The sequence below is a fragment of the Glycomyces paridis genome, assembly GCF_004912155.1.
Taxonomy (GTDB): Bacteria; Actinomycetota; Actinomycetes; order Mycobacteriales; family Micromonosporaceae; genus Glycomyces; species Glycomyces paridis.
Genome location: NZ_STGX01000016.1, coordinates 66,934 through 80,997, shown reverse-complemented (window position 1 = coordinate 80,997; position 14,064 = coordinate 66,934). Strand labels below are relative to the sequence as shown.

Below are 14,064 nucleotides of genomic sequence, written 5' to 3'. Positions count from 1 at the left end.
GTGCGGGGCAGCTACACATCGTCGGTCCCCTTCACGCACTCGTGCTCCCGGACCTCGTCGAGGACGCCACGCAGACTGCGCTCACCGATGCCGATGGCGGCTTCGTCGACGGCGCAGTCGTGGTAGAGGCCGTACTCGCCGCCGGTGTCGTGGTGCGGCGCCAGCAGCCAACCGTCCAGCTGCCCCTCGGCGGTGTCGAGGCGTCCCTGGAGGCTGTCAACCAGGTGCTGCTTGGCCGCCAGCCGAGCCTCGCAGTCCTCAGCAACGTCGAGCAGGTAGGTCAGATCGGCCGGGGCGTTCGCGAGCAGGTCCCGGTCGCCGTCGTCGATGTAGACGCAGCCGTAGCCGGAGTCGTCGCCGATGGTGATGCGTTCGCCGGACGCGGTCTCGATGCCGGAAACGTCTCCAGCGTCTTGCCACGGCCCGGGGGTCGCGGCGTCGAGACGCGCGCGGATCTCGGCGAGTCGGTCGGTGTCGGACGGGACAGGGTTGGTGGTCATCGGGTGGCCTCGCAGGTGTGATCGGCGATGATCCCCAGGACGGCGCCGACAGGCTGGCCGTCCATCCAGGACACCGGCTCGGACTCGCAGGTGTGGTAGAGACCGGCGTCAACCGATCCATCATTCGAGGGGCCCACGGTCCAGCCCGCGAGCGACCTAGCGATCGCCTTGGCGGCCTTGACGCAGGCGCCTTCGTACTCGATGCACTCAGGCGGCGAGTCCTCGCAGGTCGAGCCGTGGATGACGCCAGCGAGGACGTAGGTCGGATCGATCGTGTGTTCGGTGGTCATGTCAGTGCTCCTCAGAGGTGGGACGGGACAGGGCGAGTGGCGAGCCCGGCAGCGGCGTCGCGCGGACCTCGGCGGCACGCGAGTACAACCGGGCCCGGAGTCGGCCGTCGGTCGGTGTGGCGGCGTTGAACTCCCGGGCGGCGGCGTCCTCGATCGCCTCGGCGCGGACGAGGTTGAGCACGAACACGGCGTTCGCCTCGCCGAGCAGGCGCGTTAGGACGGCCTCGATGCCGTCATCGAGGAGGTCCCGGCCGAGCTGCTGCTCGATCGGCTCCTGGACGGCGGCCACGACAGCGCGGGCCTCGTCGTTGCAGTTGATGCAGGGGAAACCGTCGACCCCGTTCAGGCCGTGGCGGTGGGAGTAGAGGGCCTTGGATGCGGCCTGCTCGGCGGGGGTGAGCGGCGGGGTGGACATCACGCCACCCCACCCTCTGCGCCGAGCGCTGATCGGACCGCAGCGACAAGGGAGCGGACCGTGCGGTCAAAGCTCTCGGTGTCGGCGGTGGTGATGACGCCTTCGGCAGCGATCTCGTCGCGCAGCACCCGTGCAGCCGCCGCCTCGACTCCCGACAGAGTCGGCGCCTGGTCGGCCTTGATGGCGTCCTGGATTATGCGGATGGCCCTGAGGCACGTCTCGCGGGCGATTGTCTCGTCGCCACGGTTGTGCTCAATGTGCTCGTAGATCGTCTCCGCTGAGGAGTCGAAGGGCAGGTTGGTGTTCCAGTCCTCCTCGACGGCGAAACCGATGCCGATCGTGCCGAACTTCGGGAAGGCGACGATGGCCTGGCCGTCGGCGACGCGGACGCGGTAAGCCCAGTAGTCCTCAGAGATCGGCGGGGTCATCATCACCGGCCCGGCGGTCGGCGTCAGGTTCTCCTGGTCGCGACGTTCGATCTGGAGTCGCGGTTCGGTGGTGGTCATGTCGTGGCCTTTCGGTTGCGGTTGATCTGGGACAGGACTTCGTTTCCGGCGGCGCCGAGCTTCAGGGAGCGGTCGCGGCGGGCCTGGCCGGCGCGGTACCCCACGGCAACCTCCCGGGCCTTGCGGAGGTTCTCGGGGATCTCAGGTGCGTCCTCGCGAGTGAGGCGGTACGGGTTCGCGGCAGCGATCGCCGCCTCGCATCGGGCCTTGCCGCGCGCGGCGGCCTCCAGGCGGGCCTCTCGCGGCGCCGGCGGGGCGGAGAGGATCTCGGCCCGCGGCGGCGGGTTGACCGCGGCGAGGATCGTCTGGAGCTCCTCGCGGATCGCGGACGGGTAAATCCAGCGCTCAGTCCGCGCGACACGGGCGATGGCCTCCCGGCACTGCTCGAAGGTCGCCTCCATGTCGCCGAGCACGTCGTGCCAGGCGACCGGTGTGTACTCGTCGAACCGCTGCGCCGGGTTGAGCTGGGTCGTGTACGCGATGAGGTCCACGATGGTCGTCTTTTTCACCGGGACACCTCCTTCGCGTCCTCGGCCTCAGCCCAGGCCCGTTGCCGGGCGAGCATCGCGTGCTTCTCGTCGAAGCCGCCGCTGCGGATTGCTACGACGTTGGAGGGTCGCTCGTTCAACATCCAGTTCCGCCAGGCCGCGGGCCAGTCACGCTGGCGGCGGTCGTTGGCCGCGGCGTGATTGCGGAACTTCAGGGTTGCCCGCTCGATGTCGACGCCCGGCGTGTTCTCTGCGGCCCAGGCGCGCATGTCGCCGGTGACGGTGAAGTCGTCGGGGAGCGGCACCTCCGGCTTCTTGCGGGACGCCTTCTTCTTCGGGGGAGCGGGCTCGTCGAAGAGAGCGCCGGACGCGTCAGCGTCCTCTCTCTCCCTCTTCCCTGTTCCCTCCTCCCTTCTCCCTTCTCCAGCACCTTCCTGCGTGCGGCTTGCACTTTCTTGCATGCAGACGGTTGAATCGAGCGATTCGATGACCTGACCTGCGGAAACTGGCGGGTACTGGGGAGTTCCCCGCCGGAACGCCGCGGACTGGTGCGGTTCCCAGTTGACGACCTGGAAGTAGGTCTCATCGCCGACTCGGGAGAGGATGATGTGGTCGGTTGCGGCCAGCATGTTGATGTGTGCAGAAACGTGCAAGTGCGTGATGTTGTCGTCGAGGGCCCAGATCGCGCCCTTGATGAGACGCGGGTCGGCGACCCCGCGGCCGTGGTCATCGGCCTCGGTCCACATGCCCGCGAAGGTCAGCCGCGCGAGCGGGTCGTTCTTGGCGAGCGACCGGGACCGGAAGAAGCCGGGCTTCAGCGTGCGAATGCGTGCCACTAACGCCTCCTCGGTGATGATCAGTTCGAGCACGCCCCGCGGATGCTCCCGACGGGAGACGGGCGCCCCGGGGCGGATGGTCAGCGCCAGGAGGAACTGGTCCTTGTCGTCGGGGAGGACGCCGGCGTCCACGAGTCCGTCGACGGCGGCCTTGATGGTCGGGTAGCGGTTCTGCGCGTCGGTGTCGGTGCGACGGTCTGCGCGGCGCACGACCGCGGTGATCGACGCCCGCTGCAACCCAGGGACCTTCGCGGCCCGGGCGGTCCAGGCGGCGGCCTCGCGCCACTCCCGGGTGGGCCCCGAGCGCTGCGCCCAGTGCCCATGCCGGTCGTTGGCGTTCAGCCACCGGGCCGGGGCCGTCACGGTCACGGTGTAGACCTGTCCCGCAGCAGAGCCCCTCATGAGGCGGCCCTCCGGTCCCGCTGCGCCTGCATGTGCGCCTCGTGGCATCCCTCAGGCCCCCGGCAGCGGCAGCCGAAACCGTTGTAGCCCGTGTTCGTGCCGTGCGGGGCCCGCGGGTGGAACCAGTGCCCATCGACGAGGACGCGTTCGGCCAGGCGCTTCGCCCTCGCCTTCGCGTTGGCGGCCTTGGTGCGCTCGCGGAGCTTCGCCTGGGATCGTGCGATCCAGATCGCGTGCCCGATGACCGCCCGCTCGACCACTTGGTGTGTGTGGCGGGCCTGCTTGTACTTGCGGACTGCCTCGGTGGTGTCGGTGCCCGACATGTGGACGAGGGCGGCGATCTGCTCGACGCCGAGGCCCATGTCCGTCAGGGCCGCGATCGCCGCGGGCTTCTCCCAGGAGGGCACTCGCATACCGGTGTCGCCCTGGAGGGTCCGCAGCAGCGGCGCCAGGTCGACGGAGCCGTACATGGTGCGGGGGGTCATGTCGCGCATGGAGCCACCGCCGTCCGGCCGCCGTCGGCGTCGAGGAGGACCCAGCCCAGGGCGGTCTGGACGGGCACCTCGGCCGGGTCGTCCCACGAGTGCACGGACCAGCCGCGCTCATAGGACTCAGCGGGGTTGGCGTGGATGTAGCCGTGGCACCCGGTGGTGCCGGACCCGCAGACGTCCAAGCCGTTCGCGGCCGACCAGCCGCCGGCCTGCGACCGGTTCTTCCTGTGCTGGAAGTTCGTGGCGCGGGCGGCCCCGCAGACCTCGCAGATGCCGCCGGAGCGCTCACGGACGAGGCGGCGAGCCAGCTTCTCCTTCTTCTTCACTGCGCCACCGCCGTCCGGTGCTGGTGGGTGACGTGGAGGGTCCCGATCGAGTGCGCGTCGGGCAGGTTCCGGCAGTGAAACCGGTCCTTCGGGCACTCGGAGCAGGACACGAGCCAATGCCGGTCGTCGCGGCCACAGGCGGTGCACAGCGCCACGGAGGCGCGCACAGTGCTACGCATCGGTGCCCCCGGCCAGCTCCAGCAGCGGCGAGCCCTTGAGGAGGTCGCGCATGAGCGCCCGCGCCTCTGCGGTCGGCCGGGTCGTCACGGACGGGTCGGCTGTCTCGACCTCGATCCCGGGGATGACCTCGCCGGTGGTCGCGTCGACGGCGGCGCCGTGCTCGATCGCGAGCTTCTTGAGGGTCTCGATGTAGGCGGGGGCGACGACCTCCCGGATCTGGTCGGGGCGGTTGGCCTTGACCCACGCCAGGAGCGCGGACTCGTTGACCTTCGCCGTCGTGCGGCCCTTCGCCCGCGAGACGGCGGCGAGCTTCTCGCCGTCGTCGCCCTCCACGTCGAGGGTCCGGACCCCGAGGGCCTTCATCTCCTCCAGCAACTCGGCCTTCGCGGCCCGCTCGATGTTCTTGATCTCGTCGCCGACGAGCTTCGCCGCCACAACGCGCCTCGCGATGTCCTTCACGCTGACTCCTCCACGGGCTCGCGGGTGTAGTCCCCGGCGTCGGGGACGAGGGTGGCGACCACGGTCGGGTGCAGGGACCCGTCGTTGTAGAGCGAGAGGCCGAACTGGTCGCCGAGGTTCACGGCCGTGCGCTTGAGCGCCTGGGACATGGCGGTCTTCAGGGCCATGTCGTGCGCGTCCCCGACGGACGGCTGGTTGGTAGCGTCGCCGGCGGCGCCGTCGTCGAAGTGCGCGATCGGGTAGCCGTATTGGTCCTTGAGGATCAGGCGGCCGGTGACGCGGTAGACGACGGTGTGCGCGAGGTAGGTGCCGTCGCCGTTGCGGCGCTTCTTCTCCTCGGAGTGGTGGTAGACCAGTTCGGTCTCGGCGACCTCGAAGTCCCAGCCGCAGATGCCGAAGATCTTGTTCAGCACCCGGCGGATGTCCCACGCTTCGAGGTGAGCCATCCCCTTGAGTTCCTTCACCCGGTCGGGGTTGATCCGGCCGAGGAGCGCGGCGCGCTGCTTGTCGGTGAGCTGTCCAAGCGGCCCCACTAGAACGGCACCTCCACGCCGCGCGGGGTGAACCCGTCGGCCTCGTACTCGGACCAGTCGGCGACGTGCCCGGCGAGGTCGAGCTCGTCCAGGAGGGTCCCGGCGGCGATGTCGTCGACCAGGACGTCCGCGAGCGCTACGGCGGAGTTCTCCAGGTGCTCGGGGACGTTCGGGAGGACGACGTGCTCCACGAGGAGGGCGCGGAGGGCGGCCTCGGCGCGGTCGGCGCGGCGGCGGGCGCACTCGAACGCGAACTGCGCGGAGTCCTCAGCGGCGGCCGACTTCATGGCGCGCAGCTCGGCGGCGGCCAGGGCCCGGCGCAGGCCGGTGACCTCGTCCTCGGCCGTGGTGTGCCAGGCCGGAGTGTGGTGGTCGATCATGGTCATGGCTACTCCCAAGGGGTCTGGTAGTCGGGCGAGTGAGGGTCGTCTTCGGGGTTGAGGCGCTCGGACTCCGGCTGGGTCGGCTCCTCGGCGTCGAGGTGGACCGCGGGGGCGTCCGCCCAGGCGATCGGCTCGGACTGGCGGACGTCGACCGTGCAGCCCATCGCGGCCAGGCGGCGGGCCCGGTCGACGGCGCTGGAGCGGGAGAGGTAGCGACGCTCCTTCGGCCAGCGCGGCACCCAGTACTCGCCGGGCGAGCCGTCGAACGCGGGCGTGCCGCTCTCCTCCCACTCGCCGTCGTCCATGCGGGCACCCTCGGGGTAGGTGACGGCCAGCTCGTAGATGCGGATGGTCCTCATGCGGTCACCGCCTTCCGCGACAGCGAGCCGGTGGACTCGATGCGCTTGACCGCGCGGTCCCAGGCGTAGCCCTCGCCGGCGGGGGTCAGCCGCGGCGAGACCTCTTTCGAGGTCCGCCCGGAGGCGTGCGTGACCGTGGTGGTCTTCCGGCGCGCTAGGTCGCGGTCGACGGCGTCGGCGGTCGGGTGGTTGTGGCGGATCGTGTCGCCGCGGATGATGAGGCCGAGCTCGCCGAGGAAGTCCCAGACCTCCTGGTGCAGGACCTTCACGCCGTGGTGCTGCTTCGCCCAGGCCTTGAGCTCGTTCGCGAAGTCGGGGACGGACAGAAGGCCGTCTGCGGCGCGGTGGTGCTTGGCCTGCTCGACCATCGGCGCGGCGGCCTCCAGCGCACGGGCCTGGCGGGCGGCCAACTCCAGGGCGTCCGCGAAGGACGTTGGGAGCTGGTGGGCCTGGGAAACCTCGGCCTCGCGGGTCTTGACCGCGAAGTAGGTCTGCGCTGCGGCAATCTGCGGCTTGCGCGGGTCGCCGTTCATGGCGACGAGGTAGGCCGCGAAGCGCGTCAGGCGGTAGTCGCGTTTCCGCTGGTCACCAAGGTTACCGGCGCCGCTAAGCTGGCTGACCTGCACAAACGCTTTGTCCGTGTTGTGCCCGGCGGCGTCGGACGATGCCTTCGCGCGCTCGATGACGTCCTCGAACCGCTGCCAGCTGTCGTAACCCATCACGGGCATCAGCTCGCGGCCAGTCCAGTGCTCGCCGGCGTCGTCGGTGCGGGCGATCTGGTCGAAGGGGCTCAAGCCCCCGATCATCTCGGGCAGCATCTAGGCCTCCTCGTTGTACGGGGCTTGGAGCATGTCGGCGATCAGTTCGGCCAGGCGGCCCGCTTCGCGGCTGTGCTCGGCGAAGGCGCGGAATTCCGCGATCGTCTGGAGCTCGTACTCCAGGTCTTCGGGCTCGACGGGGCGATCCTCGGGGCGCTCGACGACATCGGCCGCCGCGGCGTCGACGAGGACCCGGAGGTACTCGACGGGGGTGTAGTCGTCGCACAGGCCCTCGGTGTCGATGACGGGCGCGGCCATCACGGCCTGGGCCATGCGGGAGGCGGCGGTCAGCTGGCGCCCCCAGTGGAGGCACTTGAGCAGGTCCAAGGCGCGGAGATCGTTGCGGTCGGTCATGGCTACTCGTTCTCCTCGTCCTCGTCGTGGGCGGTGGTGACGTCCAGGTAGGAGTCGTCGGCCTCGGCGAGCGGGCGGTCCCACTGCGCGTCCTCGGCGGTGTAGGTGGTGTCGGTCATGTCGTTGTGCTCCTTGAGGTGTGCCGGGCGCGGCCTGGGGACCGCGCCCGGAGAGTGGTGGCTAGTGGGTGTCGCCGCGGTGAAACAGGCGGATGAAGTCGGGGTCCTCGGAGGCGAGGCCGCGCTCGATATCGCGGATGACGCCCTCCTCGGTGTCCCCGAGCGGGATGCCGGGGAAGTCGGCGATGAACATCGGCAAGAGGTCCTTGATGGCCTCGTCGAAGTACTCGTCGATGACGTCGTAGGCGGCGGTCGGCGTCTCGACCGGGCGGCGCCGGACGAGCAGCGCGAGCGCCATGACAACCGCGCCGAAGACGGCACCGCCACCGACCCACAGGATCAAGTCGGGGTTCATCGACGGCCTCCGATCCGGGCGCGGGCAGCCTCGTCGCCGTCGCCAGCCTGGAAACTGGTGCGGACAAGACCACGGCGGTCGTGCGGGAGGTCGGGGCCGTGGAGGATCGCCGCCTGGCGCAGCGCGAGCGTGATCCACGGGCGCAGGAGCCGCCATTCGGCGATAGCGCCGAGGACGAAGCCAACGACGACCGCACCCGCGAGGACAGCGAGGACGTGCACGGGGTTCATCGCGCACCCCCGACCGTGATCGGCGTGGTGTCGGCGTAGTCGGAGTGCACCCAGTACTGGGCGCCCGGCGACCGGCGGGAGCGGCGCGGCCACACCACGATCCAGTCCAGGAGCGCGACGGCGGCGATCCCGATGGCGATCCCGGCCATGAGGACCACGGCAGCGAAGGCGAGGGCGACAGCGAGCGAGGCGGTCACAGGGTCACCCCCGTCATGGCGCCGGTGTAGACGGCGACCCGCAGGCCGTTGAGTCGGCCGGTTGTCTCGTACCGGAAGATCCGCTCGGGCCGGTCGTGGACCTCCACCTCGGTCAGGGGCTCGGCGATCCGGTCGGCCTCGTCCGACGTCGCGACGTAGAACGCCACGGCGTCTTTCGCGGCGCGCGGCAGCGGCATCTCGGGGTCGGCGTCGAGCAGGTCCAGGAGGGCCCGCATCCCCGCGATCCACTCGGACCGGTTGGCGGCGCGCTCGGCCTCCTCGGTGCGGGCGGCGGCACCCGGCTCGGCCGGGGCGTCGTTCTCCAGGTCCGACTCGAACCAGTCGGCGGCTGCGGTCACGTACTCCTCCGGGGAGGCGTACTCGCCGACGAGGTGCAGGGTCGACCCGAGGTCGCCCCAGAGGATCGTGAGCACCGAGCCGTCGCCGTCGGCGAGGATCGAGAGGACCGCGTCCTCGTCGGAGGTGAGCTCGTAGCCGCGGCGGGCGAACGCCTGGGCGACGCGGCGGCGGGTCTCGGGGTCGTGCTGCGGCTCATAGAAGATGGGTGTCGTGGTGTCGGCGACGTTCCCGGTAGAGTCGTTCGAAGTGATCATCAGGACTTCCTTTCAAGGGTCTTGGTCCTGGAGATCCGCCCCGGCGGCCGGTGCTACGGCCAAAGGGGCATTTCTCGTTCTGCGCGTCGCGCCGGGTATTGCTCCCGGCTCCAGACCCCCGCCTGCGCCATGTACGGCCGACTAGGTCCGGGCTCATCGATGAGCGCGACCAGCGGATGATCAGTCCGCCTTCACCTCCCGGTGCCCCAGGTGGTCTGAGGTGGGCCGCCCCCTGTGCCCGTTGGGGGCGGCCCTGCCAGCGGGGGAATCAATCTGCTGGCGGTGTGTGGTCTATGCGGCCTTCACGTGCTCGGCGGCCGTCTGCCGTGCCCGGCGGCGAGCCAGCGCCCGCTCGAACGCGGGCCGGAAGATCTCGACGGCCCGGAGCTGGTCGGCCGCGGGGAGATCGGCGAACCGCCGCGGGGGCGAGTCGGTGGGCTTCGGCCCAGGCGGGGGAGCTCCGCCGGGGCGGTCGCCGTCAGTGGCCATGGGCCTGCTCCTTTTTCTCCGAAACTTCCAGGTCGAGAACTTCGCCGACCGGATAGCAGGCCCTGCCGAGGTAGGAGCGCTGCGTGATCTTGCCGGCCTTCGCCCAGCGCCAGAGGGTCGTTCGATCACGTCCCAGACGGCGCATTGCCTCGGCGCGGAGCCAGTGGGCCTCGCCGCCCACAAACACCGGCTGCCTACCGTCGATCTCTGCCTGCTGCATTGGGCAATCGTAGCCTAGTGCAACGTGCAATGTGCAGTTCTGGGGTCAACTTTTCGGGCAGTGTCAGATAGCCGTCAGGGCTACGTCTGCAACCTGCATGTGGCATAGCATGGGGGAATGCGTATTCTCGACATCCCCCGTGCCGAACGCCGACGGCGGGTAGACCTGCACATCAGGCGCGACAAGATGCCCAGCTACCTACGCCGCCGCGCCGTACGTGCCTACGCTGAAGGAATGCAACGTGCACGTGGCAGCGCCGAAGGCCCTTCCCAGCAACAGCTCGACTTCGCCGACTGGGTCAAGGACGTCGTCGACGCGTTCGGCGACCCCCCAAAGGAATGGTCGGTCACCCGAATCGCCAGGGAAGCCGGCGTCCACCGGAACGCGATCTACGACTGGATGGGCGCCCGCGCGAAACCGCAGCGCGAAACCGTGGCGAAGTTCTGCAAGGGGCTCGGCCTCGACTACGACGAGCCCGCACGACTCCTCGGCTGGAACGAAGCACCGTCGGTCCCGAAAGACCTGGAAGGGTTCATTCGTCGGGCCCGGGCGCTCGCCGATCATCCCGGCACGTCGGCGGAGCGCAGGCGCGTCCTGGAGGCCCGCATCGAGGCCGCGGAGTCCACATTCCGTGCCGCGCAGGAGATGGAGAAGACCGCCGAGGCGCTGCTCCGTGAGGCACTGGGAGAGGACGCCGACACCTAGCTGTCGTATCCCCGACAGAGGGCTGCACTGGGGTTGCATCCATATCGGTAAATGTGCTATCCGATCAGGTGAGGCGCACGTCACGATCTGTGGCTAAGATGGAACATCCGGCACTGACTGACCCCCACTGTCCCAGTCACCACTGCCACGGGGAACCCACCATGACCACGCCCGACCGAGTCACCATCACCATCCCAGTACCCGCCGCCGTCCACCTCGCCATCGGCGTCACCATGACGCTCATCGGCGCCGCCGCCTGGTGGGTGCATTTCGCGCTCCCCATCGGCCACGCCTACAAGAACACCGCCTCCGACATCGGCCTGCTCGCCGGATTCGTCACCCTCGCCTACTGGATCGTCTGCGTCATCCGGGGCGGGCGCACCGAGAACCGGACCGCCATCGCCGAAGCCGTCGCCCGGGAGGAACGGCTCGTCGGCGCCCTCCGCGACATCTCAGGAGAAGTCGCAGAGAACCGGACCGCCATCAAGGACCTCAACGACACCGTCGCCGACCTCAACGGGGCAGTGGAGGCACTCCAGGACACCTACCTCAACGAGGGCAAGCCCTAACACCAGAACGGCCCCGCTCCCGGTGGGGGAGCGGGGCCGTCGTCTACCCGATGATGATCCGGTCAGGGTCCAGCCCCTTCCCGCCACGGCGCTTCGCACGGCCAATGCGGACATCGGGAACGAATAGTTTCACCAGCGCGCGCTGGCCTCCGAGCGGCATGTCCTCGACCGCTTCCAGAAGGAGCTCGTCCAACTCGTCGCCCTCCACGCCGGCCTCCTCGGCCATCCGCAGCAGCTCCAGTGCCAGTGCCGACCCCGCATCAAGGCCCTGAGTGGACTTCTTGAGCAGCGCCTCGATGTCGGGTTCCCAGGCGGCGGCGATCTCCCCATACTGCGCCGCGGTGATCGGACCCCGGCGGGCCTTGACGTCCTCGAACATGGCATCGAGTTCGGCGCGCAGCCGCGCCGCCTCAGCGCGCGCCTCGCGGGCGCCCTCGGTGTCCCTCGCCGCCAGTGCCTTGATGAAGTCGCGGTCGCGTAGCCGCTTCACCAGCGCACGCTTCACGGCCTTGTCGACCCAGTCCATGCGGATCGACAAGTGTTTTGCGGTGGACTGGATAGCCCGGTCGTCGCCACGGCCCGAGCAGACCAGCATCGGGACACCCCGCTTTCCCCCCGACGCCATGTAGCACTTGCACCAGTCGCAGCGGGCGATGAACGTCATCAGGTACTTTGCCCCCGCCGGGCGAGACCCCACAGGCTTCTGTCCGGCGCGGATGATGTTGTTGACCCGCCACCACACGTCTTCGGAGATGAACCCCTCCCAGTTCCCGGACATCATCTCGCCGGTCTTGGGATCCACGAACTTGCCCATGTGGACCGGGGAGAGAAGCATCGACCGGTACACCTCGTACGTCCAGCGCTTCCCGCCCCGGGTCAGGGGGACGTAGCGGGAGTCGTCCCCGGAGAGGGCGTTCCGTTCTGCCCAGTCCCGCGCGCCCTCGACCATCGACCCGCCGCCCAGGACGAACGCGAACGCCTCCTCTACATAGGGACGTTCGCCCGGGTGGGGGACCTGCGAGACCATCTTCCCCGACTTCTCGTCATAGATGCGCTGCCAGCCGAACCGCGGCGTGCCGTGCGGGCGGCCCTTCTTGCGCGCCTTCGCGTGCCCCCTGCGGACCCTGGCGGAGATCATGTTCGACTCCGTATGGGACTTGACCCCTTCGAGCTGGAGGATCTCCATGTCCTTGTGGTTGCGCGGGTTGTAGGTTCGCTCGTGGGTAATGCAGTGCACCGGCACGTCGTACTCTTCGATGAGGTCGAGGAAGGTTCCCCATTCGGAGTACTTCCGGGACCCGCGGGACAGCTCCCAGACGATGAGGACCTTGATCCGGCCCGACTTGATGTCCGCGAGGAGTCGCCCCCAGTCCTTGCGCTCCTTCGTCGCGAACTTCGACCCGGGGAGGTTGTTGTCGTCGTAGATCTCGACGAGGTTGACGCCGAGCTCATCGGCGGCCTCGGTGATGTCGTCTGCTTGGCCCTCTACGGACATGCCCTCAAGGTCGGTGCCGACCGCGATGTCCTTGGACGCGCGGGTGTAGCCGCCGGCGTCCAATCCGTGAAGTTCGATCATCTCCAGATGATACGGACCCTAGCTGCACCGAACGTGATCCACACGAACCACGACCACACGCCGAACGCGAGCAGGAACACCGATACGGGGCGGCTGAGCTTCATCGGCCCAGTATCCCGGCCCTCCGGGGCGCCCGCTGCGCGGGCGGGCGGCGGCGGTCGCCGGTCACGGCAAGCCCATTCCGGACGCGCTGTCCGGTGACCGGCTCGCCGGTTCCGCCTACTATCCTGGTCATTGCAGACGCGGTGTCACTCGGTGCGGCAGTTGCGTGCATACCGTGTTCTGCGATGATGGAGACCGGAATGTCATCTATGCATGGCACGGCAGGACCGGAGACGAGGCGGCGATGAGCGGTTCGGACACACCCCCGTTGCCCGGCGGCTATCCCGACCCCGCCGTCGTCGGCTGGATTCGCAGCGACGACATCGAATTCGCCGGTTTCCACATCAGATTGACGATCACCCCCGGCAGCCGCATCGTCGAGCTGTGGATCACCGAGGACGGCCACCCGGTCGTGTGGCTCGGCAACGCCCACCGCGTCGACTCCGAGCCCCCCGGCCTGCACGTCAACCACTCCTATTCGAAGCAGTTCAACCGCGCTCAGCGCGACGCGCTCGCCCGCGAGGCCGCCAAGTTCTGGAAGTCCTGACCGCTCAGCCGAACGCGTGGGCGACGATCGCGTCGACCACGTCCGCAAGGGGCGCATCGGTGTCCACGACAGCGGTCGCACCCGCGCGCAGCAGCGGCTCGACCTCCGCCTGATCGGCCAGCGCCCGCTCCAGTTCCCCCGGCCGCTTCCCGTAGTCGTTCCCGGGGCGTTCGGCGAGTCTGCGCCGCACCGTCGCCGGGGGCGCGGTGAGGAGCACGACGCGGTCGAATTCGGGGTAGAAGCGGCCCTGGTTCGGCACGCAGCCGCCGACGAAGAGCGCGTCTCCGGTCTCCTCGTCCAAGAGCGCCCTGATGCGCGCCTCGTACCAGACCCAGCCCGGCTCGGCGGTCGGCTTCGGCGGCGGGGCCGCCGGATCGGGGGAGCAGTAGCCGCCGTAGTCGGTGTCGACGGCGCGCAGGCCGCGGGCGGACAGGGCCGCGAGCACGGTCGACTTGCCGACGCCCGAGACGCCCGTGATGAGGATTCGCCGCATCCGGGCACAGTACCCGGGCCGCGGCTCAGCGGTCGCCGATGCTTTCGAGCGCCTCGACCAGGGGTCGGAACTCGGGGAGTGCGCGGGCCTCGTCGAGGGCCTCGTGGAGGGCCCGGTCGTGGGTGGGGGTGGCCTCGGCGAAGAGCCGGTGGCCGGCCTCGGTCACGTCGGTGTAGATGCCGCGGCGGTCGCTCTTGCAGATGGTGCGGGCCAGCAGGCCGCGGTCTTCGAGGCGCGTGACCAGGCGCGTGGTGGCGCTCTGGCTGAGGACGATCGCGTCGGCCACTTCGCGCATCTGCATGTGGCGGCCGTCCTCCTGGCGCCCCAGGACGGTGAGCAGGGAGTACTCGCGGACGCTGAGGTCGTGCTCGGCCTCGAGGCGGCGTTCGACGCGGTCGGCGATGCGCTCGTGCAGCACCGACAGGGCGCACCAGCGCTGCGCGAGGGCGGTGGCGGTCTCCGGGGCGGTGGTCACGGCGCTCCTTCTCTCGGCGGTCCGGACCACTGT

At 69.6% G+C, this 14,064-nt stretch carries 27 protein-coding genes and 1 pseudogene; 3 read left to right on the top strand and 25 right to left on the bottom strand.

Annotated elements, in window-relative coordinates; translation table 11 throughout:
- Positions 1 to 11 precede the first annotated feature (11 nt).
- The 21 genes from E9998_RS19825 to E9998_RS19725 all read right to left on the bottom strand — a co-directional run bounded on the left by E9998_RS19825 (position 12) and on the right by E9998_RS19725 (position 9,564).
- Positions 12 to 500 (bottom strand): hypothetical protein, encoded by a 489-nt coding sequence (locus tag E9998_RS19825; protein WP_136531434.1) that lies wholly within the window; start codon positions 498 to 500, stop codon positions 12 to 14.
- Positions 497 to 790: a hypothetical protein gene (locus E9998_RS19820; protein WP_136531433.1), complete on the bottom strand. Its 294-nt coding sequence runs from the start codon at positions 788 to 790 to the stop codon at positions 497 to 499. The genes E9998_RS19825 and E9998_RS19820 overlap by 4 nt, the downstream gene beginning before the upstream one ends.
- Before the next feature lies 1 nt (position 791).
- On the bottom strand, positions 792 to 1,205 hold the full coding sequence (locus E9998_RS19815) for a hypothetical protein (protein WP_136531432.1): 414 nt from the start codon (positions 1,203 to 1,205) through the stop codon (positions 792 to 794).
- Entirely contained in the window at positions 1,205 to 1,711 is a 507-nt protein-coding gene (locus E9998_RS19810; protein WP_136531431.1) for a hypothetical protein, read from the bottom strand. The genes E9998_RS19815 and E9998_RS19810 overlap by 1 nt, the downstream gene beginning before the upstream one ends.
- A complete protein-coding gene (locus E9998_RS19805) occupies positions 1,708 to 2,220 on the bottom strand; it encodes a hypothetical protein (protein WP_136531430.1) in 513 nt (170 codons plus the stop codon). The genes E9998_RS19810 and E9998_RS19805 overlap by 4 nt, the downstream gene beginning before the upstream one ends.
- Entirely contained in the window at positions 2,217 to 3,404 is a 1,188-nt protein-coding gene (locus tag E9998_RS19800) for a hypothetical protein (RefSeq protein WP_136531429.1), read from the bottom strand. Before E9998_RS19800 ends, E9998_RS19805 begins: the two co-directional genes overlap by 4 nt.
- A 29-nt stretch (positions 3,405 to 3,433) precedes the next feature.
- Complete coding sequence (locus E9998_RS19795) at positions 3,434 to 3,931, bottom strand: hypothetical protein (protein ID WP_136531428.1); 498 nt, start codon at positions 3,929 to 3,931, stop codon at positions 3,434 to 3,436.
- Positions 3,919 to 4,254, bottom strand: a complete 336-nt coding sequence (locus tag E9998_RS19790) for an HNH endonuclease (RefSeq protein WP_136531427.1) — start codon at positions 4,252 to 4,254, stop codon at positions 3,919 to 3,921. Before E9998_RS19790 ends, E9998_RS19795 begins: the two co-directional genes overlap by 13 nt.
- Positions 4,251 to 4,433 carry a hypothetical protein gene (locus E9998_RS19785; RefSeq protein WP_136531426.1) on the bottom strand — a complete coding sequence of 61 codons (183 nt, stop codon included), beginning with the start codon at positions 4,431 to 4,433 and terminating at the stop codon, positions 4,251 to 4,253. The genes E9998_RS19790 and E9998_RS19785 overlap by 4 nt, the downstream gene beginning before the upstream one ends.
- Positions 4,426 to 4,893: a hypothetical protein gene (locus E9998_RS19780; protein WP_136531425.1), complete on the bottom strand. Its 468-nt coding sequence runs from the start codon at positions 4,891 to 4,893 to the stop codon at positions 4,426 to 4,428. Before E9998_RS19780 ends, E9998_RS19785 begins: the two co-directional genes overlap by 8 nt.
- Positions 4,890 to 5,426 carry a Rad52/Rad22 family DNA repair protein gene (locus E9998_RS19775; protein WP_136531424.1) on the bottom strand — a complete coding sequence of 179 codons (537 nt, stop codon included), beginning with the start codon at positions 5,424 to 5,426 and terminating at the stop codon, positions 4,890 to 4,892. The genes E9998_RS19780 and E9998_RS19775 overlap by 4 nt, the downstream gene beginning before the upstream one ends.
- Positions 5,426 to 5,812, bottom strand: a complete 387-nt coding sequence (locus E9998_RS19770) for a hypothetical protein (protein WP_136531423.1) — start codon at positions 5,810 to 5,812, stop codon at positions 5,426 to 5,428. The genes E9998_RS19775 and E9998_RS19770 overlap by 1 nt, the downstream gene beginning before the upstream one ends.
- Positions 5,813 to 5,814: 2 nt before the next feature.
- Complete coding sequence (locus tag E9998_RS19765) at positions 5,815 to 6,168, bottom strand: hypothetical protein (protein WP_136531422.1); 354 nt, start codon at positions 6,166 to 6,168, stop codon at positions 5,815 to 5,817.
- Positions 6,165 to 6,986 carry a phage antirepressor KilAC domain-containing protein gene (locus E9998_RS19760; RefSeq protein WP_136531421.1) on the bottom strand — a complete coding sequence of 274 codons (822 nt, stop codon included), beginning with the start codon at positions 6,984 to 6,986 and terminating at the stop codon, positions 6,165 to 6,167. Before E9998_RS19760 ends, E9998_RS19765 begins: the two co-directional genes overlap by 4 nt.
- Positions 6,987 to 7,340 (bottom strand): hypothetical protein, encoded by a 354-nt coding sequence (locus E9998_RS19755; protein WP_136531420.1) that lies wholly within the window; start codon positions 7,338 to 7,340, stop codon positions 6,987 to 6,989.
- A 180-nt stretch (positions 7,341 to 7,520) separates the two neighbouring features.
- The gene (locus E9998_RS19750; RefSeq protein WP_136531419.1) at positions 7,521 to 7,814 is read right to left on the bottom strand and encodes a hypothetical protein; all 294 of its coding nucleotides are present in this window, start codon (positions 7,812 to 7,814) and stop codon (positions 7,521 to 7,523) included.
- Positions 7,811 to 8,044, bottom strand: a complete 234-nt coding sequence (locus E9998_RS19745) for a hypothetical protein (protein ID WP_136531418.1) — start codon at positions 8,042 to 8,044, stop codon at positions 7,811 to 7,813. The genes E9998_RS19750 and E9998_RS19745 overlap by 4 nt, the downstream gene beginning before the upstream one ends.
- Positions 8,041 to 8,241 (bottom strand): hypothetical protein, encoded by a 201-nt coding sequence (locus tag E9998_RS19740; protein ID WP_136531417.1) that lies wholly within the window; start codon positions 8,239 to 8,241, stop codon positions 8,041 to 8,043. The genes E9998_RS19745 and E9998_RS19740 overlap by 4 nt, the downstream gene beginning before the upstream one ends.
- Entirely contained in the window at positions 8,238 to 8,855 is a 618-nt protein-coding gene (locus E9998_RS19735) for a hypothetical protein (RefSeq protein ID WP_136531416.1), read from the bottom strand. Before E9998_RS19735 ends, E9998_RS19740 begins: the two co-directional genes overlap by 4 nt.
- Before the next feature lie 291 nt (positions 8,856 to 9,146).
- Positions 9,147 to 9,344, bottom strand: coding sequence for a hypothetical protein (locus E9998_RS19730; RefSeq protein WP_136531415.1), 198 nt, complete (start codon positions 9,342 to 9,344; stop codon positions 9,147 to 9,149).
- Complete coding sequence (locus E9998_RS19725) at positions 9,334 to 9,564, bottom strand: hypothetical protein (protein ID WP_136531414.1); 231 nt, start codon at positions 9,562 to 9,564, stop codon at positions 9,334 to 9,336. The genes E9998_RS19730 and E9998_RS19725 overlap by 11 nt, the downstream gene beginning before the upstream one ends.
- 117 nt (positions 9,565 to 9,681) lie before the next feature.
- Here E9998_RS19725 and E9998_RS19720 point away from each other — a divergent pair, with 117 nt between their 5' ends.
- Entirely contained in the window at positions 9,682 to 10,269 is a 588-nt protein-coding gene (locus tag E9998_RS19720; protein WP_136531413.1) for a helix-turn-helix domain-containing protein, read from the top strand.
- Positions 10,270 to 10,430: 161 nt separating this feature from the next.
- Positions 10,431 to 10,838, top strand: coding sequence for a hypothetical protein (locus E9998_RS19715; RefSeq protein WP_136531412.1), 408 nt, complete (start codon positions 10,431 to 10,433; stop codon positions 10,836 to 10,838).
- A 43-nt stretch (positions 10,839 to 10,881) separates the two neighbouring features.
- On the opposite strand, the gene E9998_RS19710 is transcribed toward E9998_RS19715, so the two are convergent.
- Complete coding sequence (locus E9998_RS19710; RefSeq protein WP_136531411.1) at positions 10,882 to 12,414, bottom strand: recombinase family protein; 1,533 nt, start codon at positions 12,412 to 12,414, stop codon at positions 10,882 to 10,884.
- Positions 12,415 to 12,443: 29 nt separating this feature from the next.
- Positions 12,444 to 12,518 (bottom strand): annotated as a pseudogene (locus tag E9998_RS27240) (SCO4848 family membrane protein); the annotation flags it as partial.
- A gap of 242 nt (positions 12,519 to 12,760) precedes the next feature.
- Here E9998_RS27240 and E9998_RS19705 point away from each other — a divergent pair.
- On the top strand, positions 12,761 to 13,063 hold the full coding sequence (locus E9998_RS19705) for a hypothetical protein (protein WP_136531410.1): 303 nt from the start codon (positions 12,761 to 12,763) through the stop codon (positions 13,061 to 13,063).
- A gap of 4 nt (positions 13,064 to 13,067) precedes the next feature.
- Here the strand turns inward: E9998_RS19705 and E9998_RS19700 are convergent, their stop codons facing one another.
- Both E9998_RS19700 and E9998_RS19695 read right to left on the bottom strand, forming a co-directional pair.
- On the bottom strand, positions 13,068 to 13,556 hold the full coding sequence (locus E9998_RS19700) for an AAA family ATPase (RefSeq protein ID WP_136531409.1): 489 nt from the start codon (positions 13,554 to 13,556) through the stop codon (positions 13,068 to 13,070).
- 25 nt (positions 13,557 to 13,581) lie between these two features.
- Positions 13,582 to 14,031, bottom strand: coding sequence for a MarR family winged helix-turn-helix transcriptional regulator (locus E9998_RS19695; protein ID WP_136531408.1), 450 nt, complete (start codon positions 14,029 to 14,031; stop codon positions 13,582 to 13,584).
- Positions 14,032 to 14,064 lie beyond the last annotated feature (33 nt).